The sequence below is a fragment of the Roseibium sp. genome (assembly GCF_051016195.1).
Taxonomy (GTDB): Bacteria; Pseudomonadota; Alphaproteobacteria; order Rhizobiales; family Stappiaceae; genus Roseibium.
In genome coordinates this window covers 6,484,179-6,510,006 of the sequence record NZ_CP134616.1, presented here as the reverse complement: position 1 = coordinate 6,510,006, position 25,828 = coordinate 6,484,179, and the positions used below count along the sequence as shown (strand labels likewise).

26 protein-coding genes are annotated in these 25,828 nt (G+C 59.6%); 19 read left to right on the top strand and 7 right to left on the bottom strand.

The window, feature by feature from the left end:
- The first annotated feature begins 22 nt into the window (after positions 1-22).
- From RDA78_RS29550 to lpxK, 3 genes are read left to right on the top strand one after another with little or no spacing between them, the layout of a single operon-like run.
- Positions 23-721, top strand: a complete 699-nt coding sequence (locus RDA78_RS29550; protein ID WP_434053307.1) for a lysophospholipid acyltransferase family protein — start codon at positions 23-25, stop codon at positions 719-721.
- Positions 714-2,033 carry a 3-deoxy-D-manno-octulosonic acid transferase gene (locus RDA78_RS29545; RefSeq protein WP_434053306.1) on the top strand — a complete coding sequence of 440 codons (1,320 nt, stop codon included), beginning with the start codon at positions 714-716 and terminating at the stop codon, positions 2,031-2,033. Before RDA78_RS29550 ends, RDA78_RS29545 begins: the two co-directional genes overlap by 8 nt.
- Positions 2,017-3,039, top strand: a complete 1,023-nt coding sequence (gene lpxK, locus RDA78_RS29540; RefSeq protein WP_434053305.1) for a tetraacyldisaccharide 4'-kinase — start codon at positions 2,017-2,019, stop codon at positions 3,037-3,039. The genes RDA78_RS29545 and lpxK overlap by 17 nt, the downstream gene beginning before the upstream one ends.
- Positions 3,040-3,048: 9 nt before the next feature.
- Here lpxK and RDA78_RS29535 read toward each other — a convergent pair whose 3' ends face one another.
- From RDA78_RS29535 to RDA78_RS29525, 3 genes are all read right to left on the bottom strand, one after another.
- Positions 3,049-3,261, bottom strand: a complete 213-nt coding sequence (locus tag RDA78_RS29535; protein WP_306141004.1) for a DUF2093 domain-containing protein — start codon at positions 3,259-3,261, stop codon at positions 3,049-3,051.
- A 112-nt stretch (positions 3,262-3,373) separates the two neighbouring features.
- Positions 3,374-3,601 carry a hypothetical protein gene (locus tag RDA78_RS29530; protein ID WP_434053304.1) on the bottom strand — a complete coding sequence of 76 codons (228 nt, stop codon included), beginning with the start codon at positions 3,599-3,601 and terminating at the stop codon, positions 3,374-3,376.
- The gene (locus RDA78_RS29525) at positions 3,598-3,831 is read right to left on the bottom strand and encodes a hypothetical protein (protein WP_434053303.1); all 234 of its coding nucleotides are present in this window, start codon (positions 3,829-3,831) and stop codon (positions 3,598-3,600) included. The genes RDA78_RS29530 and RDA78_RS29525 overlap by 4 nt, the downstream gene beginning before the upstream one ends.
- A 274-nt stretch (positions 3,832-4,105) precedes the next feature.
- Between RDA78_RS29525 and tldD the strand changes: the two genes are divergently transcribed.
- The 3 genes from tldD (at position 4,106) to RDA78_RS29510 (ending at position 8,197) form a co-directional block, all read left to right on the top strand.
- Entirely contained in the window at positions 4,106-5,530 is a 1,425-nt protein-coding gene (gene tldD / locus RDA78_RS29520; protein WP_434053302.1) for a metalloprotease TldD, read from the top strand.
- Positions 5,531-5,549: 19 nt separating this feature from the next.
- Positions 5,550-6,164 carry an HAD family hydrolase gene (locus RDA78_RS29515; protein WP_434053301.1) on the top strand — a complete coding sequence of 205 codons (615 nt, stop codon included), beginning with the start codon at positions 5,550-5,552 and terminating at the stop codon, positions 6,162-6,164.
- Between the two features lie 230 nt (positions 6,165-6,394).
- A complete protein-coding gene (locus RDA78_RS29510) occupies positions 6,395-8,197 on the top strand; it encodes a monovalent cation:proton antiporter-2 (CPA2) family protein (RefSeq protein ID WP_434053300.1) in 1,803 nt (600 codons plus the stop codon).
- 36 nt (positions 8,198-8,233) lie between these two features.
- Here the strand turns inward: RDA78_RS29510 and RDA78_RS29505 are convergent, their stop codons facing one another.
- Positions 8,234-8,677, bottom strand: coding sequence for an invasion associated locus B family protein (locus RDA78_RS29505; RefSeq protein WP_434056236.1), 444 nt, complete (start codon positions 8,675-8,677; stop codon positions 8,234-8,236).
- 629 nt (positions 8,678-9,306) lie between these two features.
- Here RDA78_RS29505 and coxB point away from each other — a divergent pair.
- The 8 genes from coxB to RDA78_RS29465 all read left to right on the top strand — a co-directional run bounded on the left by coxB (position 9,307) and on the right by RDA78_RS29465 (position 15,986).
- Entirely contained in the window at positions 9,307-10,254 is a 948-nt protein-coding gene (gene coxB, locus RDA78_RS29500; RefSeq protein ID WP_434053299.1) for a cytochrome c oxidase subunit II, read from the top strand.
- Positions 10,255-10,330: 76 nt separating this feature from the next.
- Positions 10,331-11,926 (top strand): cytochrome c oxidase subunit I, encoded by a 1,596-nt coding sequence (gene ctaD, locus RDA78_RS29495; protein ID WP_306140998.1) that lies wholly within the window; start codon positions 10,331-10,333, stop codon positions 11,924-11,926.
- 146 nt (positions 11,927-12,072) lie between these two features.
- Entirely contained in the window at positions 12,073-13,008 is a 936-nt protein-coding gene (locus RDA78_RS29490; protein WP_434056235.1) for a heme o synthase, read from the top strand.
- Position 13,009: 1 nt separating this feature from the next.
- On the top strand, positions 13,010-13,174 hold the full coding sequence (locus RDA78_RS29485; RefSeq protein WP_434056241.1) for a hypothetical protein: 165 nt from the start codon (positions 13,010-13,012) through the stop codon (positions 13,172-13,174).
- A 40-nt stretch (positions 13,175-13,214) separates the two neighbouring features.
- On the top strand, positions 13,215-13,790 hold the full coding sequence (locus RDA78_RS29480) for a cytochrome c oxidase assembly protein (protein ID WP_434056234.1): 576 nt from the start codon (positions 13,215-13,217) through the stop codon (positions 13,788-13,790).
- Between the two features lie 48 nt (positions 13,791-13,838).
- Positions 13,839-14,717, top strand: coding sequence for a cytochrome c oxidase subunit 3 (locus RDA78_RS29475; RefSeq protein ID WP_434053298.1), 879 nt, complete (start codon positions 13,839-13,841; stop codon positions 14,715-14,717).
- 78 nt (positions 14,718-14,795) lie between these two features.
- Positions 14,796-15,188, top strand: coding sequence for a DUF983 domain-containing protein (locus RDA78_RS29470; protein ID WP_434056233.1), 393 nt, complete (start codon positions 14,796-14,798; stop codon positions 15,186-15,188).
- Positions 15,189-15,227: 39 nt separating this feature from the next.
- Positions 15,228-15,986, top strand: a complete 759-nt coding sequence (locus RDA78_RS29465) for an SURF1 family protein (protein WP_434053297.1) — start codon at positions 15,228-15,230, stop codon at positions 15,984-15,986.
- Here the strand turns inward: RDA78_RS29465 and RDA78_RS29460 are convergent.
- Positions 15,983-16,471: a peroxiredoxin gene (locus RDA78_RS29460; RefSeq protein WP_434056232.1), complete on the bottom strand. Its 489-nt coding sequence runs from the start codon at positions 16,469-16,471 to the stop codon at positions 15,983-15,985. The two genes, RDA78_RS29465 and RDA78_RS29460, sit on opposite strands and share 4 nt — an antisense overlap.
- Positions 16,472-16,596: 125 nt before the next feature.
- The gene (locus RDA78_RS29455; RefSeq protein WP_434053296.1) at positions 16,597-17,451 is read right to left on the bottom strand and encodes a protein-disulfide reductase DsbD domain-containing protein; all 855 of its coding nucleotides are present in this window, start codon (positions 17,449-17,451) and stop codon (positions 16,597-16,599) included.
- A gap of 348 nt (positions 17,452-17,799) precedes the next feature.
- Between RDA78_RS29455 and RDA78_RS29450 the strand changes: the two genes are divergently transcribed.
- The 5 genes from RDA78_RS29450 to RDA78_RS29430 all read left to right on the top strand — a co-directional run bounded on the left by RDA78_RS29450 (position 17,800) and on the right by RDA78_RS29430 (position 24,892).
- Positions 17,800-18,396, top strand: coding sequence for a YqgE/AlgH family protein (locus tag RDA78_RS29450; protein ID WP_434053295.1), 597 nt, complete (start codon positions 17,800-17,802; stop codon positions 18,394-18,396).
- A 199-nt stretch (positions 18,397-18,595) separates the two neighbouring features.
- Complete coding sequence (gene thrC / locus RDA78_RS29445; protein WP_434053294.1) at positions 18,596-20,002, top strand: threonine synthase; 1,407 nt, start codon at positions 18,596-18,598, stop codon at positions 20,000-20,002.
- 4 nt (positions 20,003-20,006) lie between these two features.
- Positions 20,007-21,296, top strand: coding sequence for a M16 family metallopeptidase (locus tag RDA78_RS29440; RefSeq protein WP_434053293.1), 1,290 nt, complete (start codon positions 20,007-20,009; stop codon positions 21,294-21,296).
- Positions 21,297-21,312: 16 nt separating this feature from the next.
- Positions 21,313-21,951: a GNAT family N-acetyltransferase gene (locus RDA78_RS29435; RefSeq protein WP_434053292.1), complete on the top strand. Its 639-nt coding sequence runs from the start codon at positions 21,313-21,315 to the stop codon at positions 21,949-21,951.
- A gap of 31 nt (positions 21,952-21,982) precedes the next feature.
- A complete protein-coding gene (locus tag RDA78_RS29430; protein WP_434053291.1) occupies positions 21,983-24,892 on the top strand; it encodes an EAL domain-containing protein in 2,910 nt (969 codons plus the stop codon).
- Positions 24,893-24,914: 22 nt separating this feature from the next.
- On the opposite strand, the gene RDA78_RS29425 is transcribed toward RDA78_RS29430, so the two are convergent.
- Positions 24,915-25,784 (bottom strand): diacylglycerol/lipid kinase family protein, encoded by an 870-nt coding sequence (locus tag RDA78_RS29425; RefSeq protein ID WP_434053290.1) that lies wholly within the window; start codon positions 25,782-25,784, stop codon positions 24,915-24,917.
- Between the last annotated feature and the right edge of the window lie 44 nt (positions 25,785-25,828).

Genomic DNA, 25,828 nt, shown 5'->3' with positions numbered 1-25,828 from the left:
GAACCAATCGGGCGAAAAAAGAATGATCAAGCGCCTCGGCCGCCATCCCTGGGTACTGGCTACTGTCGGTTCGTTAATGGCCACATGGCTGAAACTGGTCTATCACACAAACCGGTTTGTGATAGAGCCTGAGGGTGTGCACGATGAAACCGAGAAACAGCTTCCTGTGATCGTGGCGATGTGGCACGGACAGCATTTCATGGTGCCTTTTGCAAAACCGCAGCATTGGCCCGCCAAGGTCATGATCTCCCGGTCCGCGGACGGAGAAGTGAACGCGATCGCCGCGAGCAAGTTTGGCCTGGGTCTGATCAGGGCATCCGGGGGGCGCAACGCCCGCCAGATCAAGAAACGCGGCGGCATGAAGGGCTTCATCGAGGCCGTCAGATCCCTGAAGGACGGCTACAGCATCGCCATGACCGCCGATGTTCCGAAAGGACCGTCGCGCAAGGCCGGGGAGGGTATCGTGCAGCTTGCCAAGCATTCGGGCCGCCCCATCCTGCCGGTTGCCGTGGCAACAAGTCGAAGCATCGAGCTCGACAGCTGGGACAAGGCAAGCATCAATCTCCCCTTCGGCCGCGGCAGCATTGCCGTCGGCGAATTGATCTGGGTGCCCGCCGAGACGGAAGACGATGCGCTTGAGACGTTCCGTCTGGAAGTCGAGAACGGCCTGAACGCCACCACGCGGCATGCCTATGAACTGGTCGGCAGGTCGGATGGCTAGAAAGCGTCCACTCCTGCTCAGTCTCTACCGGGCCGCGGCGCAGGGCGCTTCACCACTGTTTCATGCGCTGTTTGCGTTTCGAAGCCGCTCCTCAAAGGAAATTCCCGCCCGCAAGGCCGAGCGGTTCGGGAAAAGCGAGCGCGTGCGTCCAAGCGGGAGCCTGGTCTGGATCCATGCCGCAAGTGTCGGCGAGACCATGTCGGTTCTTCCCCTGATCGGTGCACTGACGAATGAAGGTCACAACGTGCTTTTGACCACAGTGACTGTCACCGCATCGGAACTTGCCGACAAAAGACTGCCGGAAGGCGCATTCCACCAGTTTGTCCCCTATGATGCGCCGGGGCTTTTCAAACGGTTTCTCGATCATTGGTCGCCGGACCTGGCGATGGTGGTCGAATCCGAAATCTGGCCGTGCCTTTTCGACGAAATGGCCGTTCGCGGCATTCCTTTTGTGCTTCTGAACGGGAGGCTGTCAGATGGCTCACGGCGGAACTGGTCGCGTATCCCAAAAACGTCACGCTACATTTTCGGCTGCCTTGATGCCGTTCTGGCTCAAAGCGGGGCAGATGCAGAGCGCTTCGAGTCTGTCGGATGCAAAAACGTGGAAGTCCCCGGGAACCTGAAGTTTGATGCTTCCGAACCCATGGTGGATGAGGAAACGCTGGCACTTTTGAAGTCCCAGATCGGTGACCGCCGGGTTTGGCTGGCGGCGCTGACCCACCCGGGCGAGGACGAGATCGTATTTGAGGCCCATGACCGGCTTCGCCGGGAATTCCCCGACCTGCTGCTCGCGCTGGTTCCCAGGCATCCGGCACGGGCTCCGGAAATCGTTCAGGAGGCCGGTGAGCGCGGTCTGGTGCTCGCCGCGCGCAGCACTTCCGAACCGCTGCGCCCGGAAACGGATGTCTTCCTTGGTGATACGCTGGGCGAAATGGGGCTGTATTACAGGATCGCTCCGGTTACGTTCCTCGGCGGGTCTTTCGTCGACGTCGGCGGGCACAATCCGGTTGAAGCAGCTCTTGTCGGGTCCGCATTGATCACTGGACCGAAAGTTGCCAATGCGCGCGGTGTGTACAAGGATTTCTGGAACAGGGGCGCGGCCATCCGCGTAGGCGATCCTGCTGGCCTTGCCGACAGTGCCGGCGCGCTTTTGAGAGACCCGGGCAGGGGCCGTGGGCAGGCGGAAACGGCCAGATCGCTCGTGGAAGAAGGACGGGGCGCGCTTGGAAAAACCCTTGAACTGCTGCAGCGCGATTTGAATCGCGCGGGAAGCGGCTTGCGTTCGGAACCGGAAGATGAAAAGAGCACCTGACTTTTGGTGGCATCGGACCTTGCCGCCGCTGGCACATCTTCTGAGGCCTGCCGCGTGGCTCTATGGCCGGGTATCCGGACGGCGCATGCACCGCAAACCGCGGGCAAGAAGCCGGCTGCCGGTGATCTGCGTCGGCAATTTTGTTGTCGGCGGCACGGGCAAGACCCCGTTTGCAATCGAACTGGCGCGCTTGTTGCGGTCAGATGGTCACGCACCCGGTTTCCTGCTGAGAGGCTATGGTGGGCGCAGGAAGGGGCCGCTGCTCGTCGATCCGAAAACATATGATGCGTCGGACGTTGGCGATGAAGCGCTGCTATTGGCAGCGCATGCACCAACGGTCATTTCGTCCGACAGGCCGGCCGGCGCGCGCCTCGCCGAAGAACAGCCGATAGACGGTCTCGTCATGGATGACGGCTTCCAGAACCCGGCTCTTGCAAAGGATTTGAGCCTGGTTCTGGTTGACTGCAGCACCGGCTTCGGTAACGGCTTGTGCCTGCCGGCAGGTCCTTTGCGCGCACCGGCGCAGATGCAGATCGTGAAGGCTGACTGTCTCGTCCTGGTCGGCGAGGGGGATGAGGCCGATGAGGCCGTCCACCTTGCGGGGCGCAAGGGACTTCCCCTCCTCCATGCGCATATAGAGCCACGGCCGAATGAGACGCTCGAGGGTCGTCACCTGTTCGCCTTTGCCGGTATCGGGCGCCCGCAAAAATTCTTCAAGTCGCTGACCGATATGGGTTACACGGTTTCGAAGACCCGGGAATTCGCAGATCATCATCGATACACGGAAACGGACGCGCGGGCTTTGCTGACGGTGGCGGAGAGCGAGGAATTGCAACTGGTCACGACGCGAAAGGACATGACGCGCTTTGCATCTCTGGACACGGAACTGTTCCGCTGGCTGACCGCGAAGACGGAGGTCCTGGATATCGCGATGAAGATCGATGACCCGGATCGGCTGATCGCGCTTGTCCGGGAAACGCTGCGCGCCAGGTCCTTTGACGGCTAGCCGAAAAATCTAGCGGTTTTCCAGGTACCGTTTCATCGATGCCTTGGCGTCGACATAGGCTTCCTGGTGCTCGACCGACCAGTATTTGAGTTCGTCCAGCGGAATGGCCGCCCCGGTAACCGCGCAGCGCACGAATGTTCCAGGCGTTTCCACCTGGTAGTCGCCATCCAGATAGCGGACGCGGGCTTCGCTCGGAATTCGTGGGTTCTCGTATCGGTTCATTGTCGGCGGCGTGTTGTCTGGTTTCGCTGGTTTCACCTGTCTTGTACGGCAGGTCGAGGCTTTCCGGCAAGCCATGGCCGGAATAAACGAACCATAATTTTTTGCGTGTGACCTAGAATGCGGCTGTGGACCGGCGATCCCGGCTGATGAGATATCGGCAGCGCGCCATCACGACCGCCCAGTCAGGCAAGCCCTGCTGGATGCGGAACATTTCGGCCGTCCTGTCCTTGCGGCAGGTTTCGATACTCGTCCAGCGCTTGGTGTTCACGGACATGTCCTCGCAGATCAGAAGATCCGGCTGGCAGGCAACCAGATGCATGGCAACAAGGATTCCGTTCATTTTTCGGCTTGCCGCTCGGTGACTGAGCCGCCGGCAGTGGACCCGAAGCTGCCCTGAATGACGTTATCTGCGTTCTGATCCTTTTTGCGAGGCGGTCCGGACACCGTCCCGCTTTTTGACAGCGCTTCTTTGAGCGCGGGATGGAGCCCGTCTCCCCGCTGTGCGGCCAGATCATGAAAGGCGTTCAGGGAACACCCGATGGGTGTCAGGAAGAATTTGGACAAAAGCAATCCTCGCTCCGCATGCTCAAGCAGCGGATATCGATTGGTGTTTCAGTGGATTGGCTAGGGTCCCTACTCTCGGGTCACTTGGCTGCGTTGCGGCAGGAGCGGCAACGAATTAAAGTGGAGTACTATATTCAAGTTAAATGATGCTCAAGTGAATTTTCCAGCTTTTCATGTGAAAAACGGAAGCAATGTCCCTATGTTCTGAGGAAACACGAAAACGGTCTGCTGTCTTGAGCGGGCCAGCCCACGAGAATATGGGCAGGAACAGGATACGCACATGACCTTTTCAACGACCGACCTCATCGAAACGTCAGGCCTTGGTCTGGATGCAGCCAAAAACATCACGCAGGAGGCGCTGTCCGGAGCGGACGACGGCGAACTGTTTGTTGAATACCGTCAGACCGAAGGACTGGTTTTCGACAATGGCCGGCTGAAAGGCGCAAACTATGACACGGCCCAGGGTTTCGGGCTCCGGGCCGTTGCAGGGGAAGCCGCCGGTTACGCGCATGCGGGCGATATTTCCGAAGGTGCGCTGAAACGCGCCGCAGATGCCGTGAGCGCCGTCAAGAAGGGCTATTCCGGCAGTTACGCGGCTCCGCCGGCACGAACCAACCAGTCGCTCTACACCGACGCCAATCCGCTTGGCGGCCCGAGTTTCGAGGAGAAGGTGAAACTCCTGCAGGAGATCGACGCCTATGCGAGGGCGAAGGATCCGCGCGTCCGTCAGGTGACGGCGTCGCTTGCAGGATCATGGCAGGTGGTCGAGATCCTGCGCGCTGACGGACACCTCGTGCGCGACGTGCGTCCGATGGTGCGGCTATCCATTTCAGTCGTTGCCGGCAACGACGACCGCCAGGAAAGCGGCATGTTCGGCTGTGGCGGCCGTGAGGGCTTCGAGCGTTTCATCACCGCCGAAAACTGGCAGGGTGGTGTTGACGAAGCGCTGCGTCAGGCCCTCGTGAACCTTGAGGCCGTTCCGGCACCCGCCGGCTCTTTCGATGTGGTGCTTGGCCCGGGCTGGCCGGGGATTCTGCTCCATGAAGCCGTCGGACACGGCCTCGAAGGAGACTTCAACCGCAAGAAAACATCGGCTTTTGCCGGGCTCATGGGCGAGCGCGTAGCCTCTCCGGGCGTCACGATCGTGGATGACGGGACAATACCCGACCGGCGCGGATCTCTGAGCGTTGATGATGAAGGCACGCCAGCAAGCCGGACCGTCCTCATCGAGGACGGGATTCTCACCGGATATATGCAGGACCGTCAGAATGCGCGCCTGATGGGAATGGAGCCGACAGGCAACGGGCGCCGCCAGTCCTTTGCGCACATCCCCATGCCGCGCATGACCAACACGGTCATGATGGCGGGCGACAAGGACCCGGAGGAGATTCTTCAATCGGTGAAGGATGGGATCTACGCGGTTTCTTTCGGTGGTGGCCAGGTCGACATTACCTCCGGCAAGTTCGTCTTCTCCTGCACCGAGGCTTACCGGGTCGAGAACGGCAAGGTAGGTGCTCCCGTCAAAGGCGCGATGCTGATCGGCAATGGTCCCGATGCGCTGACCCGTGTCGCCATGATCGGCAACGACATGAAGCTAGACCCCGGCATGGGAACGTGCGGCAAGCAGGGGCAAGGTGTTCCGGTCGGCGTTGGCCAGCCGTCCATGCGGATCAACGAAATGACGATCGGCGGTACCGCCGTTTGAATGGAGTTCCGGATCGAAGATGCAGCAGATCAGGTTCGTCATCTTCGACATGGACGAAGTGCTCTACGACTACGATCACCAGATACGTCTCGGGCTTCTGGAGAAACTGACCGGGCGTCCAGCGAGCGAAATCGATGCTGCGGTCTGGGGCGGGCCGCATGAAATCCGGGCAGAAGCCGGTTCTCCGGCAACGCCGGAAGGCTATCTCGCCCAATACGCCGAACTGCTCGGATATCCGATCGATTTCGACACATGGGCAGACATCCGGCGGCAGATGATGCGTCCGCGGCACGATGTGCTTGATCTTGTCCGCCGCCTGTCGAGAAAGGCTGACCTGGCGCTCCTGACCAACAACGGCATGTTGCTCAAGTTGGCCTTTCCGATCTGCGCGCCGGATGTCGTTGAAATATTTGGAGAAAAAGCGCATGTCTCGGCTGAGTTCAGCGCGCGAAAACCAGACCCGCTCGTATTCCAGCGCATCTGCGACAGATACGGTTACACACCGGGGGAGAGCGCCTTTGTCGACGACCGCGAAGGCAATGTCGAGGGAGCCGAACGGGCAGGGCTGACAGGTCACGTCTTCACGTCCCGTGACGGCCTGTTCAGCTTTTTGGACAGGCATAAGCTGATCTGAAACCGCGCAAAGTGTTGCACTGATGGAACCTGCGCCTTGAAGGCCTCGAACGATCGCGTTTCTTCGCAACCGCACGGATCCGGCCGATTGCCCTCAAAATCAGCACAACCGGGGGGAGAACTTTAATATTTGTCAAAGCCAATTGCTCTATCTTAGCTAAAATCTAATCAAATCCTGATTTGATCGACGGGGAACAAGGGGTCTACGCCGGGGCGACGTAAGGAGTAGGGATGGCAACAGAGGGCGCACCTCCGTTTTTTGCAGAAGCGATCGTGTTTCTGGCTGCCACCTGCGTCGCTGTGCCGATTGCCAAGCGTCTCGGCCTTGGTTCTGTCGTCGGTTATCTGGCGGCCGGCGCTGCGATCGGCCCCCACGGCCTGCAACTGCTCGGTTCGGGCGAAGATGTTCTTCATGTCGCGGAACTTGGCGTTGTGTTGCTGCTGTTCGTGATCGGGCTGGAGCTCGATCCGAGAAAACTCTGGCGCATGAAGCGGGACATATTCGGGCTGGGAACCGCCCAGGTGGTCCTGACCGGGGCCAGCCTGTTCGCGGTTGCCCGGCTGGTCGGAATGCCCTTTTCAACGGCCTTCGTGGCGGGGTTCGGCCTCGCATTGTCGTCAACCGCTTTTGCCCTTCAGATCCTTCAGGAGCGCGGACAACTGTCATCGCCCTACGGCCAGCGTGCCTTCGGCATACTGCTGCTCCAGGATATCGCCATCGTGCCGCTTCTTGCGATGGTCGCGATCCTGGCACCGGGCGAAGGTCCGTCAACGGCCACGGAAATCGTGACCGAAGTTCTGATCGTCCTGGGTGCCGTTGCAGCGGTGATCCTGACCGGGCGTTATCTCATCTCGCCGATCTTCCTGTTTCTGGCGGCCAGCCGTGCGCGGGAAGTCATGCTCACGGCGGCCCTTCTGGTCGCGCTTGGCAGCGCGGGGATCATGCATTCGGTCGGCTTGTCGATGGCGCTGGGTGCCTTCCTCGCCGGTGTGCTGCTGGCGGAATCGAGCTTCAGACATACGCTTGAAGCGGATATCGAACCGTTCCGCTCACTCCTGATGGGCCTGTTTTTCGTTGCTGTCGGCATGTCGCTCGACTTTTCGCTGGTGATCGAAAACTGGATTATCGTCGCAGCCGGTGTTGCCATTGTCATGGTCCTCAAGGGGCTGTTTCTCTGGGGACTGTCCAGAGGTACGGGGTCGTCGAACTCGGACGCGATGCGTATCGCCGTCACCCTGCCGCAAGGCGGTGAGTTTGCGTTCGTTCTCTTCACCGCAGCCGTCAGCAACAGCCTGCTCGACTATCAGACCGCCAATCTTCTCAACGCCATTGTCATCCTGACGATGCTGCTGACACCCCTTGCCTGCCTGGGGCTCGACCGCCTTGCCGCCCGGGCCAAGGCGCGTGGCGTCGAGAATCCGTCCATCGAGACCTTCGAAGAGGCGGCGCCGACTGTTCTCGTGATCGGTTTCGGCCGGTTCGGAATGGTTGTCGCGCAGATCCTGACATCCGAGGGACTGGAGATTACCGCCATCGACAACCGGCCCGACAGGATCGATTACGCGCGCAAGCAGGGCTACAAGGTCTATTACGGGGACGCCACCCGGGCCGACGTTCTTGCTGCCGCCGGTGCCGGAAAAGCGGCTCTTGTCGCCATGTGCATCGAAAACGACAAGATCATGGCCAGGGCCATTGACGAGATCCGCGAGGGGTTTCCGGACGCCCTGATCTTCTGCCGCGCCACTGACCGGGCGCATGTTCTGGATCTCACGAGGCGGGGCGTCGACTATCAGATCCGCGAGACGTTCGAATCAAGCGTTGTCTTCGGACGCGCGGCGCTTGAGGCCCTCGGCACACCGCTCGACCGGATCGACCAGATCGAGGAAGATGTGCGCGCACGGGATCAGGAACGGTTTGCCGTGCAGATGGAAGAGGGCATGTTTGCCGGATCGGACCGGCTGCACAAGGTCACACCGCGGCGTCGCGCCGAAGACAGGCGGGACGAACCTCAGGAGCACAACGAGACCGCATGAGCCGCGGTCTTCAGTCTCTGGAAAAAACAGGGCGGCTCACGGCAGCGTGTCGAACCCGTCCGAAAATCCGTTCAGGGATATCGGTATTCCGATGCCTTCTTCCGGGGTCTGGAAGATAATGAAGGTCGCCTGTGCTCCGGCCTTGAGCTTGGTCAGCAACTCGTCCTCCAGAATGACTTCGGCGATACACCCATTCGGCAGGCAGCGCACGAACCCGGCGCGCCCGATATCCGCATTGTCGACACGAAGTCCGAGACCAGACGGAAGCAAAACGCCCAAGGGAGCCAGAACGCGCAGGATCCTCGCCTGCTTGTCGGCTGTTTTCAGGACAATCACCGAAAGGCCGACATTCTCGCGATCCGAAGCAGTGACGTTCTGAATGAGGGCGCACTGTTCACTGGAAGCTCCCGGAGGCGTGTCGCAACGCATCTGCCAGTCGCCATGCGAGGAGCGGACCTCTCCCTGGGCGCGCGCGCTCACGGTGCCCTGAACGAGGCTGCCAAAAACGAGGGCCGCAACGAGACCGAATGCGGAAAAACGTATGCCGGTGCGGCGATCCCGGCGCGCAAGAGAGGACGGCTGTGTGTGTGCTGACAAGAAATCCTCCGGTCAATCGTTGTCCGATCCCGCGACTGCACACCGAGAAAAATCGGGATGCCGCGCGAATCATGTTTGGGCCCGGCCAGACATTGCCGCATGATGGCGCGCGATTCCAGTCCGACGGGGGTTGGGCGAGCGTTTAACGGCAATTTTTGTCAAAAATCGGCGTGTCCTTGACATGTCTCAACACGAAGGTGTGTGCGCGCGGCTGTGAAAAGTGGGAAATTCCGTTGCAGCATGGCGTTTCTTGTGTTTTTTGTGCGGCACGAGGGTGTTGCTTGTGTGATGCGGCAGATCGCCGCTCTGGCAAACAGTAACCATCGCCCTTGATAGGTGTTTATGGTTATAGTCCAGCGACTGGACGACATGGTTCCATGACCGGGTTCGGCAGATTCAGGCTTGCGAAGTTGCGCCAAGCCCGTTACTGCCCGACCGGATTGGACCAATTCGCAAGGTCCGGAATGTATGCATGCGCCGCAAAGCTGCGGCTGAGGGAAGGGAGCGCAGACGTGAAGTCGATCTTCAAGCGTCTCATGACACTGGCCGGTATGGCGGCGACATTTGCCGGGGTTTCCACCGCGGCCCTGGCAGCTGAATCCGGAATGACGAACTGGCAGCTGGGCTTTCAGGCCTCGGTCTCTGAGGTGATGGACGACATCACCTGGTTCAATACCTTCACGCTTGTGATCATCACCGTGATCACGCTGTTCGTCCTCGCGCTGCTCGTGATCTGCATCATGAAGTACAGCGCCAAGGCGAACCCGGTGCCGTCGCGCACCTCTCACAACACCATGATCGAGGTGGCCTGGACCGTAATTCCGATCCTGATCCTGGTCGTGATTGCAATTCCGTCCTTCCGGCTGCTCTACAAGCAGCTCGACATCCCCGAATACGAAATGACCGTGAAGGCGATCGGTTACAAGTGGTACTGGGGTTATGAATATACCGACGAGGGCATGGGCGATCTCTACTTCGACAGCTACATGATCGGTGACCCGACGGATGCGGCGAAGACCCTGGCCGACCGCGAAGCTGTCGCCGCGGAGCGCGGCGTGACCCTGACCGAAGTGCCGCGCCTTCTTGCCGCTGACACAGAAATGGTTGTTCCCGTCGATACGACAGTGCGCGTGCAAGTTACCGCGGAGGATGTGATCCACGGGTTTGCGATGCCGTCCATGGGCCTCAAGATCGACGCGATCCCGGGACGTTTGAACGAGACATGGTTCCGCGCCCGTACCGAAGGCGTCTATTACGGCCAGTGCTCGGAGCTGTGCGGTGTAAACCACGCGTTCATGCCGATCGTGATCAGGGTGGTTTCGAAGGAGCAGTACCAGGCATGGGCTGCTGCCGCGCAGGACGACCTCGAAACGGCCAACAAACAGCTGATGGCATCCATCAACGAGGAAAAGAAGCTTGCACAAGGCAAGCGTGACGACATCTCCGTCGCCGCGAAGTAACGCGGCGGCCATCGGTTGACCGGCGAAGCGCGATGAGACGCAGCGTCGCCGAGAGAATCTAAAGAGGGAGCCCCAAATGGCTGCGAGCGAAGCACATGCGGCACACGACCATCCCTATGGATGGCGCCGGTGGGTCTATTCGACCAACCACAAAGACATCGGTCTGATGTATCTCATGTTCGCGATCTTTGCCGGGATCGTGGGTGGCGCACTCAGCGTCGGCATGCGGATGGAATTGCAGGATCCGGGGATGCAGATCTTCGGCAGCCCGCACATGTTCAACGTGTTCACGACGGCCCACGGCCTGATCATGATCTTCTTCATGGTCATGCCAGCCATGATCGGCGGCTATGCCAACTACTTCGTTCCGATCATGATCGGTGCGCCCGACATGGCGTTCCCGCGCATGAACAACATCTCTTTCTGGCTCCTGCCGCCCGCATTCCTGCTGCTGCTGCTGTCGCTCTTCGTCGAGGGTCCGAGCAACATGAACGGTGTTGGCGGTGGCTGGACAATCTACCCGCCTTTGTCGACATCGGGGCAGCCGGGTCCGGCCATGGACCTCGCGATCCTGTCGCTGCACATTGCGGGCGCGTCGTCCATCCTCGGTGCGATCAACTTCATCACCACGATCTTCAACATGCGTGCGCCGGGCATGACCCTGCACAAGATGCCGCTGTTTGCCTGGTCCGTGCTGATCACCGCGTTCCTGCTGCTGCTGTCGTTGCCGGTTCTGGCCGGTGCGATCACCATGCTCCTGACGGATCGTAACTTCGGAACCACCTTCTTCGATCCCGCCGGTGGCGGCGACCCGATCCTGTTCCAGCACCTGTTCTGGTTCTTCGGTCACCCGGAAGTATACATCCTCATCCTTCCGGGCTTCGGTATCGTCAGCCACATCATCTCGACCTTCTCGCGCAAGCCGATCTTCGGCTACCTGGGCATGGCCTACGCCATGGTTGCGATCGGCGTCGTCGGTTTCATCGTGTGGGCTCACCACATGTACACCGTCGGTATGTCGTCCGAGACACAGGCCTACTTCGTTGCCGCAACGATGGTGATCGCCGTTCCGACGGGGGTTAAGATCTTCTCCTGGATCGCGACGATGTGGGGTGGGTCGATCGAGTTCAAGACACCGATGGTGTGGGCGATCGGCTTCATCTTCCTCTTCACCGTCGGCGGTGTCACCGGGGTGCAACTGGCCAATGCCGGTCTCGACCGCGCGTTCCACGACACCTACTACGTGGTGGCCCACTTCCACTACGTCCTGTCGCTCGGCGCCGTATTCGCGATCTTTGCCGCCTGGTACTACTGGTTCCCGAAAATGTTCGGTTACATGTACAACGAGGCCATCGGCAAGGCGCACTTCTGGATCACCTTCATCGGCGTGAACCTCGTGTTCTTCCCGCAGCACTTCCTGGGCCTGAACGGCATGCCGCGCCGCTATGCCGACTACCCGGACGCGCTGGCTGGCTGGAACTTCGTGTCGTCCATCGGGTCCTATATTTCCGCATTTGCGGTTCTGGTCTTCCTATACGGCATCTACGAGGCATTCGCCAAGAAGCGGGCTGTTGGCAACAATCCGTGGGGCGAGGGGGCGACGACCCTGGAGTGGACGTTGTCTTCTCCGCCGCCGCACCACCAGTTCGAGACGCTGCCGCGGATCAAGTAAGACAAGTTCCGGGGTTTGTCCCCGGAAAGAAACGAGGCACCGCGCTGCCTGCCAGCGCGGTGCTCCCTTGAAAGAGTGTTGGACCAAGACGTCCTGTTCGCCGCCGGATGGCGGAGCGAACAAAACGACAAGTGAAGGGCATGCGTATGTCGCTCGCTGAGCGCCACGATACAATGGGTCAGGACACTGCCGCCTGGGATGGCGGCATGGGATCTGTGGGTGACTACGTGTCGCTCATGAAACCGCGCGTCATGTCGCTGGTGATCTTCACCGCGTTCGTCGGTCTGATGTTGGCCCCCGGATCCGTGCACCCGATCCTGGGCGCCGTTGCGATCCTTTGCATTGCGATCGGCGCCGGAGCGTCGGGTGCCCTGAACATGTGGTACGACGCTGACATCGACGAGGTCATGTCGCGGACGCGCAAACGCGCGATCCCGTCCGGCAAGATTTCCCGCGAAGAAGCGTTCGCGTTCGGCATGACGCTGTCGATCGGATCGGTGGTGACGCTCGGATTGCTGGTCAACTGGTTCGCCGGTGCCTTCCTCGCCTTCACGATCTTTTTCTATGTCGTCGTCTACACGATGTGGCTGAAACGTTCGACGCCGCAGAATATAGTCATTGGTGGGGCTGCCGGTGCGTTTCCTCCCATGATCGGCTGGGCTTCCGTGACCGGAAGCGTGAGCCTGGAAAGCTTCGTTCTTTTCCTCATCATCTTCATGTGGACGCCGCCGCACTTCTGGGCGCTGGCGCTGTTCAAGAGCGGTGACTACCGGTCGGCCGGCGTGCCGATGCTTCCTGTCGTGGCCGGCGAAACCAACACGCGCTACCAGATCCTGATCTATTCCGTGCTTCTGGCACCGATCGCTGTTGCGCCCTACCTGCTCGGCTACGCAAGCCCTGTCTATGGTGTGGCATCGGCTGCGCTCGGCGCGGTTTTTGTGGCGCTTGCGGCAGACGTCTGGCGCAAGCGGGACGGAGACATCGCTCGCCAGGCATGCATCCGACTGTTCAAATTTTCCATCTTCTACCTATTCATGCTCTTCGCCCTGTTGCTGGTCGAAAGCCTCGTTTCGGGAGCGTAGGATGATGGCGGAAGACGATCAGGGGGTCCGGCTGACCGAGGAACAGCAGAAGAAGCGCAGGTCGCGGTCGATCGCGATCGCACTGGCGCTGCTGGCACTCGTTGCGCTGTTTTATGTGGTCACTATCGTAAAGCTGGGGCCGAGTGTGATGGACAGGGCTCTGTAGGGAAAATCAAGTGAGCAGCGATCAGGACAAAAAAGCAGCGATGGCCAACAGCAACCGCAAGGTGGCGTTTGCCTGCGCGGGCATGTTCGGCCTGATGGTGGGCGCCTCATACGCTGCAGTTCCGCTCTACGATCTTTTCTGCCGCGTCACGGGTTTTGGCGGCACCCCTCAGATCGCCGAGAGCGAGAGCAACATGGTGATTGATCGCGTCATCACCGTGCGCTTCGACGGCAACGTCAACCAGCTGCCCTGGAAGTTCAAGCCCGAGCAGCGCTCTGTTTCCCTGAAAATGGGCGAAAGCGCGCAGCTTGCCTATGTGGCGACCAATGTCGGCGACAACATCACGGTCGGAACATCGACCTTCAATGTCTGGCCGCCGGCCGCCGGTGCCTACTTTAACAAACTGGACTGTTTCTGCTTCACGGAACAACCGCTTGAAGTCGGAGAAACCGTCGAGATGCCTGTGGTGTTCTTTGTCGATCCAGAGATGGACAAGGATCCTGAATTGAAGCACGTGAAGGAAATCACTTTGTCCTACACGTTCTTCCCGGTAGAAGAACCGGAACAACCTGTTGCAGCACGGGTCGAAGCACCTGGTGCTGAAACGAAATTGTGAGACTTGCGCAAGGCGCGCATGAAATGACTGTGTTTGGGGAGCTTGCCGATGGCTGAGGCACATACCAAGAACCACGACTACCACCTGGTGGAGCCGAGCCCGTGGCCCTTCATCGGGTCCGTCGGTGCGTTCATCATGGCGATCGGTGCAATCGCTTGGATGAAAGCGGCCGGAGGCAACGACTTCACGCTCTTCGGCATGAACCTTGCCGGCACCAGCTGGATGCTGTTTGCCGTCGGCCTGTTGGTGGTGCTCTACGTCATGTACGGCTGGTGGAGCGACACCATCAAGGAATCGCAGGAAGGTCACCATACGCGCGTCGTGTCGTTGCACCTGCGCTACGGTATGCTTCTGTTCATCGCGTCTGAGGTGATGTTCTTCGTCGCATGGTTCTGGGCTTATTTCGACGCGGCGCTTTTCGCCGGCGAGGCAATCCAGTTCAGCCGGGTTGAGGCGACCGGTGGGCATTGGCCGCCGGACGGCATCCTGACCTTCGATCCCTGGCATCTGCCGCTTCTGAACACGCTGATCCTGCTGTGTTCGGGCACGACCGTAACCTGGGCGCACCACGCGCTTCTCCACGATGACCGGGAAGGCCTGAAGTGGGGTCTCGTTCTTACCGTTCTCCTCGGCGTCCTGTTCACGATCGTTCAGGCTTACGAATACGGTCATGCCGCCTTCACCTTCGACGGCAACATCTACGGCGCAACCTTCTACATGGCGACCGGCTTCCACGGGTTCCACGTGATTGTCGGAACGATCTTCCTGCTGGTTTGCCTGCTGCGGGCGCTGGCTGGACAGTTCACGACCGAGAAGCACTTCGGTTTCGAGGCGGCTGCCTGGTACTGGCACTTCGTCGACGTGGTCTGGCTGTTCCTGTTCGTCGCCATCTACATCTGGGGCGCTGGAACGCCTGCACCGCACTAGGCCGGTTAATCTGCTCACTTGGAAACGCCCGGTCTGCATCACAGTCCGGGCGTTTTTGCTTCAGATGCCGAAAGAAGGATCATGGAAGACAAAGCGCACTTTCCGTCCGTGAACCCCGTATCGGCCGGGCTTTCCGGCAAATGTCCCCGCTGCGGCCAGGGCCGGTTGTTTGACGGTTTTCTGAGCGTGAAGGGATCCTGTGCCGCCTGCGGACTGGACTATTCCTTTGCAGACAGCGGCGATGGTCCGGCCGTATTCGTGATCATGCTCGTCGGCTTCGTGGTCGTGGGCCTGGTGCTTTTTGTCGAACTGTCGTTCCAGCCGCCCATATGGCTTCATCTGCTCTTGTGGCTGCCCCTCACGGTAATCCTCGCTGCATCCGTGTTGCGCCCCCTGAAGGGGCTGATGATCGCGCTGCAGTTCAGGCACAAGGCCGAAGAGGGCCGGTTGGATACAACCGGCGAAGAGTGAGCGTGCCGAGGCCCCTGAACAAAGAGACATGACCGCGCCATGGGTGGATTTAAGAAACTTGTCATTCCCGTAATAGCCGCTGCCATTGGCCTCACGATTCTCCTCAATCTCGGATTCTGGCAGCTCAATCGCCTGGAATGGAAGAGCGGCCTCATCGCACAGGTCGAGGAAGGCATCAGCAAACCGCCGGTAACCGCCCCGGGGCCTGACGCCTGGCAAGCCCTGGGGGAAGGCGACGACTATCTTCACGTTGTCCTGGAAGGGGCGTTCCTGGACGGAAACACCTTCTACTACACGGCGCTTTCCGATCCGACCGGCCCGCTCGGCGGACCGGGTGTCATGGTCTACACGCCGTTCAGGACCACAGCTGGCTGGACGGTCTTCGTCAATCGGGGGTTCCTGCCGCAGGATCTCGCCAATGAACCAAAGCGGAATGCTCTGCTGGCTCCCAAGGATAACGTTCAGGTCACAGGACTGCTGCGCTTGAGCGAAAAGCCGAACTGGACAACGCCGGAGCCGAATGCGGAGGACAAGTTATGGTTTGCGCGCGATACCGGCGCAATGGGAAGCGTTCTGGGCGTGGGCGCTGAAGGCCTTGCCCCGTACAGCATTGATCTGGATGCGAAGGCGACACCGGCGTCGGGTTTGCCGCAGGCGGGCGAAACCCTCGTCCGCTTCAAGAACGATCATCTTGGATATGCACTGACGTGGTTCGGGCTTGCAGCGACACTCGTCGGTGTTTTTCTCGCCTACGCGGCCAGCGTTCTGTGGCCGCGCAAGCAGGACAAGGAGGCTTAGCCGAGCGCTTCGAGAATGGCAGCCGCGCCGGTTTTCGTGGCTTCGCCCGGAGTATCTTCAACAGCCAGGAAAGTGACTTCGCCGTCCTTTGCTATCAGCGCGAAGCGCTGCGAGCGCAGGTGACCGAAGATGGGGGCCGGTCCGAGACCGAGGCCGATCGCTTCAACAAATTCTGCGCCGGTGTCGGCCAGGAAGGTAATCTTGCCACCCGTGTTCGACGCCTTTTCCCAGGCATCCATGACGAAGACGTCATTTACCGAGAGGACGGCGATCGTATCGACACCCTTGTTCTTCAGTGTTTCCGCATGTTCGACAAAGCCAGGCAGGTGGTTCATGTGACAGGTCGGCGTGAAAGCCCCGGGAACGCCGAATAGGACCAGCGTCTTGCCGCTCGACAGTTCGCCAATTGACATCTCGCCGGGCCCATCGGTGCCCATGATCTTGAATGTCGCGTCCGGAAGACGGTCCCCAACCTTGATTGTCATCTCGAATATCCCTTTGCTGGATGTCTGAACGAAGAAATCGTCAGTGGCAGACATAGGGCGTCTGCCGTCAAACGTCGAGGGGAGTCTTGTGCTGCGGGTTTGAAATCCAGCCTGCAAGGGGCCCTCTATTTCAGCCACTCGGGTTGGATGCGTTCGAGCTGCTCGATGCCCGACCCGTTGGCCGTCAGTACGAGCCTGAGCTGATCGTCGTCAGGAGCCGTCACCAGTCCCTTGGTTGAAAGACGCCAGACGGCGACCCCGTCGGCATTCGTAACAAGTTTCGGAAGTCCGATGAAGGAGCCCTCCGGACCAGCCGCAAAAAGGTCAACGTCGCGGTGGTCGCCCACCTGTGTCTCGATCATGATGTAGTCGCCGCCGTCGAAGGTCACCGATTTGAACTCGAGCCCATGTGCAGGGCCTGCGCCTGGAACCGCTGCAAGATCGCGTTGAACAAGTTTTCCGGCCAGTTTGTCGTTTCTGTCTTCTGGATGAAAGTCGAGCGAAAGCGACGCTTCGCCTGGAACACAGATATCCTTGCAGATGCCGAAAAAGACCTCGATCTCAAGCCGGGCCGGGTCTGCCGCACGCGCCGGGGTCACGAGAAACGGCAGCACGATGCCGTCATGATAGACAATCGATTCAGAAAAGCCGTCATTATACCGCTCCGGGACCGGATACAAGATGTCGAGCTCTCCGACGTTTTTTGAGTTTGTAACACTGATTTGAGGCGGTATGCCCGCTTCACCGGCATAGCGCCAATAGGTATGCCAGCCAGGCTCCATCAGGAACTCGAGGCCGGCCTTGTAGTGTCCGTCCTGCAAGGGCCCCGAGGAGATCAGGCGAACAGCCCCGCCATGAACCTCGACCCAGTCCGTCATGGCGGCCCGGGCGGTTGCCAGGGTGCACAGGAATGCAGCGAGAAATGTCAGGACCGTTTTTGTCATGTCGCCAGAGCTACACCAGTTTGGCAAGTGCGTCATCGGATGGTCCGGGAACGGACGGTCATAAACGCGTGACGGTCGCGTTATGCGGAAGTGAAACTCGGGATGAATCTTAGTCATTTTCAAGCCTTTGGCGACCTGGCAGATGGCCAGAACAACCAAATCCGAAGGACGGCAAAATCGCTGTACCTCGCAGCGTCACCGCACTTGACCGGGCAAAAAGCCTGCTCCACACACCCTTCCTGACGGGATTTCGCCATTTCGCATGCCATTTCAGTCTCATTTATGGGTCCATCACCTAGGTAGAAACAGTCATTAACAAAGCCATCCAAAAACGCTATGCTTCAGCCCTGATCGGCGAATGTCACAGAGTGTGTCGAGGTATGGATGACCGGAGCAGAGGAAACGGACTCTCTTGAAGGACAGTTTCTTATTGCAATGCCGAGCATGGCAGACAGCCGGTTCGAACATTCGGTAATCTACTTGTGTTCGCACTCCGATCAGGGCGCCATGGGTCTTGTTGTCAATCAGATCGCACGGCACCTCTCGCTTGAAGAACTTCTTATTCAGCTTGATATCCTCAATGACGAGAGTGCCATTCGTTTGCCGGACAGTGTTCGCGACATGAACGTTCACAAAGGCGGCCCCGTTGAAGTCGAGCGGGGTTTTGTCCTGCACAGCGACGACTTCATGCTCAACCAGTCGACGCTCACCATCGACAACGGGATTTGCCTGACGGCTACACTGGAGATTCTCCGCGCGCTCGCACAAGGTGACGGGCCGGAGCAGGCGATCCTGGCGCTTGGATATGCCGGTTGGGCCCCCGGGCAGCTTGAAAATGAAATTCAGGCGAATGGATGGCTGACGGCGCCTGCCGATCCTGAGATCCTTTTCGACACGGATTTTGATGCCAAGTGGCGCCGGGCACTCGGTTCCATGGGGATCGATCCGGCCATGCTTTACACCGATGCGGGGCATGCCTGATACCGATGCGGACTGCAGCCGCGCGCGCCTGTCCGCAGACGGTCATTGAATTCACCAAAACCGACTTGCACTTGATTGTTCTGGCGCGTAAGTCGCTTGGGTGGCATGTTGGACGTCAAATGTCAGGCGACACATGTGTTTCGGGTCTGATCGTCGGTGGGTGCGGGCGGCGCTCGCAGCGGAAAGGGGAAGTGGCAGGGTGAAATACAGCAGTACGCGCGGCGAAGCGCCGGTCTTGGAATTTTCCGATGTCCTGCTGCAGGGTCTTGCCCGCGACGGTGGTCTCTATCTTCCCGAAACCTGGCCGCAATTTGATGCCGGCACGATCGCTTCCTTTGCCGGCAGGCCCTACAGCGACGTTGCGTTGCAGATCATTCAGCCGTTCATCGGCGATGCGATTGCGCACGACGATCTGAAGGAGATGATCGATGAGGCCTACGCCGGGTTCAGGCACCCTGCGGTAACGCCGCTCGTCCAGACAGCCCCGAACACGTTCATCCTTGAACTGTTTCATGGACCGACACTCGCGTTCAAGGATGTTGCAATGCAGCTCCTTGGCCGCATGATGGATCATGTTCTGGCGCAGAAGGGACTTCGTGCGACCATAGTCGGGGCGACGTCCGGAGATACTGGCGGTGCGGCGATCGAGGCCTTTCGGGGCCGGGACCGGACCGACATCTTCATCCTGTTTCCAGATGGACGCGTGTCAAACGTCCAGCGCCGGCAGATGACAACCCCGGCAGAACCGAATGTGCACGCGCTGGCACTGACCGGAAATTTCGACGATTGCCAGGCGATCGTGAAAGGCATGTTCAACCATTTCTCTTTCCGGGACCGGGTTGCGCTTTCCGGTGTCAACTCGATCAACTGGGCACGGATCCTGGCGCAGATCGTCTACTACTTCGTTGCGGGCGTTGCCCTCGGAGCGCCGTCGCGCAAGGTGTCTTTCACGGTACCGACGGGCAATTTTGGTGACATCTTTGCAGGCTACGCGGCCATGAAAATGGGATTGCCGGTAGAGAAGCTGATTGTCGCCACCAACATGAATGACATTCTGGCGCGCACGCTCGAGACCGGCCGGTACGAGAAGCGCGGCGTCACTCCGACAATTTCGCCGTCGATGGATATCCAGGTCTCTTCCAACTTCGAGCGCCTCCTTGCCGAAGTGAGCGACCGCGATGGTGCAGCTGTTCGCCGGATGATGAACCAGCTGTCCCAGTCCGGCAGTTTCTCGATAGCGGAAGGCTCGCTTTCAAGGATCCGGGCGCATTTCGGGGCCGGACGAAGCAGCGAGACGCAAACAGCTGAAACGATAGCAGAGCTCTGGCAGGAGGCCGGATATCTGCTGGACCCGCACACCGCGATCGGCGTTCACGTGGCAAAAGATCACGACGACGGATCGGTGCCGATGGTGGTCCTGGGAACGGCGCATCCGGCAAAGTTTCCCGATGCGGTTGAAAATGCATCCGGTAATCGTCCAGAATTGCCTGATGACCTGAAGAACATGATGATTGCGGAGGAGCGCCAGCAGGTATTGTCGGCAGAACAGGACGTGGTGGAACGATACATCGAAAATCACGCCAGGGCCGTCACCGCCAGGGTGTAGCTATATGAAAGTACAAACAACGGTCCTGGATAACGGGATGACGGTCGTTACCGACCAGATGCCGTATCTGAAAACGGCGGCCCTGGGGGTGTGGGTGCGAACCGGATCCCGCGCGGAAACCGTGCAGCAGAACGGCATCACGCATCTGCTTGAGCACATGGCGTTCAAGGGCACCAAGACCAGAACCGCGCGCAGTATCGCGGAGGAGATCGAGGCCGTTGGCGGTGAATTGAACGCGTCGACAAGCATAGAACACACCAACTACTATGCGCGGATCCTGTCTGAAGATACCCCGCTGGCCGTCGATATACTGTCGGACATCCTGCAGAACTCGACCTTCGATGCACAGGAACTTGCCCGCGAACAGCACGTCATCCTGCAGGAGATCGGTGCGGCCAACGATTCTCCGGAAGATCAGGCCTTCGATCTGTTTCAGGGAACGGCCTGGCCGGACCAGGCGATCGGCCGTCCCATTCTCGGAACACCTGAAACCGTGCAGGGGTTCAACAGGGATGCGCTCAACGACTATCTGTCGGATCGTTACAGGGCTCCCGATATGGTTCTGGCTGCAGCCGGTGCTGTCGAGCATGATGAACTTGTTGCACTGGCACGGGAGAAATTCAGCGGCTTCAGCAGCGCGCCGGCGGCGGGCGACACGACCGCGCAATATCGCGGTGGCGAGACCCTTCGCAGCAAGGACCTGATGGAAGCACAGGTGCTCATCGGATTTGAAGGGCTGGCTTACAAGTCCGAGGATTATTACACCATCCAGATCCTTGCTTCCGTGCTGGGTGGCGGGATGTCGTCGCGGCTTTTCCAGGAAATCCGTGAAAAACACGGGCTGTGTTACGCGATCTACAGTTTCCACTGGGCGTTCTCCGACACCGGGCTCTTCGGGCTTCACGCGGCAACCAGTCATGATGACCTTGCCGCTCTCATGCCGATGATTGCCGATGAGCTCGTATCGGCAGCGCAGACGATTACCGACGAGGAAGTCGCGCGGTCGCGTGCGCAGATCCGGGCCGGTCTGATGATGGCCCTGGAAAGTCCTGCTGCGCGCGCAGGCCAGATCGCGCGGCAGATCCTGGTACATGGGCGTGTACTTGGACCAGACGAAATTTCGAGTAAGATCGAGGCTGTCACTGCGGAGGACATGCGCAGGGTGGCGCATGAAACCTTTGTCGGCACGGCACCAACGCTGACTGCGATTGGCCCCGTGGATGGCATCATGACGGTCGATGACCTTACGGGAAGACTGGAGCAGGGTCCGGTTTTACGGGCTGCCTCCTTGTAGACACGGAGTTCTGTGCATGGCGTTGCTACGGCCGGGATCTGCACCTGACGCCGAGCTGCTTATTGAAGCGGGGGGCTATTTCATGCGCCCGCCGCTCATGTGCGACTTCAAGGCCTGGGCCGAATTGCGCGAGGACAGCCGCGCCTTTCTCAAGCCGTGGGAACCCCTGTGGCCGTCTGACGATCTGACGAAATCCGGTTTCCGCCGCCGGTTGCGGCGCTACGCCCGGGATCGCAAGGAGGGCCGCAGCCTGACCTTCCTGCTGTTTCGTTCCAGAACGCAAGGCATCCTCGGCGGATTGACCCTCAGCAACATCCGGCGCGGTGTTAGCCAATCGGCAACTCTGGGCTACTGGATGGGCGAACGGCATGCCGGCAAGGGGCACATGTCGGCCGCCGTCGCCATGGTTTTGCCGTTTTGCTTCAACGTTCTGAACCTTCATCGCATCGAGGCGGCCTGCATTCCGGTCAACACACCCTCCATTCGCCTGCTTGAGAATGCCGGGTTTCGCCGCGAGGGTTATGCACGCAACTACCTGTTAATAAACGGAACTTGGCAGGACCATCTGCTGTTCGCCTGTCTCGCGGAAGACCACGCTGCGTTTTCAGAGAAAATTACGCCCAGCGTAGAGGGTATGCTGAAAGAATTCTTGTGACATGAGCCACAACCCGGTAGTTCTTCGCTCCATGTCGATTTTTTCACCGGATCAGATCCTTAATTTGATCAGACGTACATTTCTTGTCTTTTGCACTGTTGTTGCGGCGCTTGCAGGCGCGCCTGCATTCGCTCTCGAGCCGATCCCGGTTCCGATCGATGTCGAAGCGCTGGACGTAACCGACTCGATCGAGATGCACCGGGATGCCGGAACACGCCTGCAGGTGTCGACCGCGCCGGGCGCGGACGGGATCGTGCGCCGGATTGAAGTGCCCTCGCGCGACGGAAGCAACACCAACTGGGCCGTCTTCGCGCTGGCCAACACGAGCGATGAACAGATCGACCGCCTGATTGTCGTTCCAAACTACAAGCTGGACGGATCGGATCTTTTCTGGCCGGACCTCGGATCGTCACGCATCACCGCAATCACTCCGAGCCAGGGCATCGCGCCGGTCCGTCTCAAGAGCCTTGAAGCGGATGTCTTCCTGGTGACGCTCGATCCCGGTTCGATTGTCACCTTCGTCGCGGAACTGACCACGCCGAACCTGCCTGAAGTGCGGATCTGGGAGCCGGACGTCTACAAGGAAACCATCAACGCCTATACCCTTTACCGAGGCATTATTCTCGGCATATCCGGTCTGCTCGCGCTGTTCCTGACGATCCTCTTCGTGGTCAAGGGCACGGTGATGTTCCCGGCCACGGCCGCGCTTGCTTGGTCCGTCCTGGCCTATCTGTGTATCGACTTCGGTTTCTGGGGCCTTGTCTTCAATCTCGACGGCGGCAGCAGTCAGCTGGCGCGCGCCTGTGCCGAGGTCATGCTCGCGGCAAGTTTGCTGATCTTCCTTTACGCCTACCTCAATCTCAATCGCTGGAACATACACTATTCCCATCTTGCGCTGACAACGTTGATCCTGATTCTCGGCCTGCTCGGTGTTGCGGTCTGGGACCCATCCATCGCCGCGGGGATTGCCCGTCTTTCGCTCGCCGTCATCGGCGCTCTCGGCTTTGTCACGATCGTCGTTCTGGCCTTCCAGCATTTTGATCGTGCAATCCTGCTGATCCCGACCTGGTGCCTTCTGATCGCCTGGCTGGTCGGATCGGGGATGACCATAACCGGCTACCTTTCCAACGATATCGTTCAGCCGGCGCTTGGCGGCGGTCTCGTGCTCATCGTCCTCCTGATCGGCTTCACCGTCATGCAGCATGCTTTTGCGGGCGGCGCCATCGCACAAGGCCTCATTTCCGACGTCGAACGCAAGGCACTCGCACTCACGGGCTCGGGAGACATCATCTGGGACTGGGACATCGACCGTGACCGCATTTACACTGGCAACGAAGTCGAAGAACTCCTCAACCTGAAGCGCGGAGCCCTGGAAGGCCCGGCACGCGATTGGCTGGAAGTTCTGCACCCTCAGGATCGGGACCGGTTCCGGGCAACGCTGGACGCCGTCATCGACCAGCGCCGCGGCAAGGTCATGCAAACGTTCCGGCTGAGATCGGAAGACGGCCACTTCCGCTGGTTCCGCTTGCGGGCGCGGCCGATAATCGGGGCTGATGGCGAAGTCATAAGGTGTGTCGGCACTCTGCTTGACGTGACGGAGGAACGCACAGCGGAAGAACGTCTGCTCCACGATGCAGTGCACGACAACCTCACTGGCCTGCCCAACAGGGAACTCTTCGTCGACCGCTTGCGCACGAGTGTGGTCCGATCTAAGGCGGAAGAAACATCGAAGCCGACGCTTCTGGTCCTCAATCTGGATCGTTTCAAGCAGGTCAATGACAGCATCGGCCTGTCGGCCGGTGACAGCATTTTGCTGACAGTCGCACGCCGGCTCGGGCGCCTGATCGGCCAGCAGGACACGCTCGGACGCCTGTCGGGTGACCAGTACGGGCTGGTTCTGCTGTCCGAGCAGGAACCGGACAGGATCGTGGCCCTGGCCGATGCACTGCGAAAGGCGGTGCGTGCGCCGATTACGTTTGGAGACCGCGAAATCTTCCTGACTTGTTCGGTGGGCATTGCCTTCTTTGAAGGCGGCAAGCAGGCGGTCGAAGACATGCTGACCAATGCGGAGATTGCGCTCAACCATGCCAAGCGGCTCGGCGGCGACCGGCAGGAAGTGTTCCGTCCGATCCTGAGGCCGCTCGACAAAAACATCGTGGATCTCGAAGCGGACCTGCGGGACGCGATCAAGAAGGAGACACTCGGTGTCTTTTTTCAGCCAATCGTTCGCCTCGAGGATCAATCCATCGCGGGCTACGAGGTCCTGGCGCGTTGGAACCATCCAAAGCGCGGCAAGATTGCGCCTTCCGAATTCATACCGATTGCCGAACAGTCCGGGCTCATCAACGAATTGGGGATGTATGTTCTCGACAAGGGGGCTCAGCAACTTGCGTTCTGGCAGCGGGAATACCCGATGCAGCGGCCTCTGTTCGTATCCGTCAACCTGTCGTCAAGGCAGCTGTTGAAGCAGGACCTCATCAACGATGTGAAAGCCGTTCTGTCCAGAACATCGCTCGAACCGGGAACCTTGAAGCTGGAACTGACGGAATCACTCGTCATGTCCAATCCGGAGTACTCGGCAAAGGTGCTTGAACGGCTCCGCAGCCTGGGAGCCGGCCTCTCGCTCGACGATTTTGGAACCGGTCACTCGTCGCTGTCCTACCTGCAGCGTTTCCCATTCGACACGATCAAGATCGACCAGTCCTTCGTGAAGCCGAACAACTCGTCCGCGAGATCGGTCCTTCTGCGCACGATCGTTGCGATGGGACATGATCTGGGCATGTCGGTGGTTGCCGAGGGCGCGGAGAGCGAAGGCGACGCGCTTGAGCTCTATCAGCTCGGCTGCGAATACGCCCAGGGCTTCTTCTTCGGAGAAGCGATGTCCTCGTCCGAAGCCACCAAGATGCTTCGGAAGATGCCGGCAGAGGCAGAGAGCGCTTAAACCCGCCTGCACGGGGGTCTTGTCAGGGAACCAGCACGGGAACGGTTTTTTCGGTCTTCCGGATATCGATGGGCGTTGCGCCGAACGGGTCGCCATCGATCTGAGCGGCAACCGGCTGTGAAGAGGAGATCTTCGCTGTTGAGAATGATCTCACGGCCGCCCCCTTCGCCTTGTGGATGCGTCCCATCATCAGTGCGATGCCGTATTGAAGGGAGGACCATGGGTCGTCCCGCTCAAGCACGAGCATATGCAGGCTGGGATCGGTCGCACCACCCGGACAGATCACGAAGGGACCGCCGTAGTGGCGCGCGTTGCTGGCAACCGCGAACTTTCCCGAAAGTGTTTCGCCATCAAGCAGAATATCCAGTTTGGTCGCCTTGCGCCTGAAGGCGATCTTCAGCGCCGTAATGACGTAGGCAAGCTTGCCCAGCTTTCTCTTGAGGGCGAGTGGAACGGCGTGAACAACCTCCGCATCGAAACCGCTGGACGCCATCAGAACGAATGGTCTTCCGTTGGCGAGACCGAAATGGAGCGGCTTTGTTTTCTGGCGTCTGATCATTTCGGCAATGGCGCGCGGATTGCGCGGCAGGCCAAGTTCCAGCGCAAGAACGTTCGCGGTTCCAAACGGGATGACGGCGAGTTGCGGTGGATTGGGATGGTTCTGCAGGCCGGTCAGGGCTTCGTTGATCGACCCGTCGCCTCCGGCAATGACGAGTGTGCGAACGTTGAAGTTCGGGTCTGAGCAGGTCTCACCGATTTCGCCCGCGTGTTTCGTGAGCCTGATGATCGTCCGGAAACCCAGGTCCTCGAGACGGGTGCGAACGCTGTCCAGGAAGTCGGCTTTGTATCCGCCGGACGTCGGGTTTGCCATGATGAGGACCGAACCTGGCATGTCCGGCGCCGATGGGCGCTTGGAAATCGGGGCCGACCACCAGA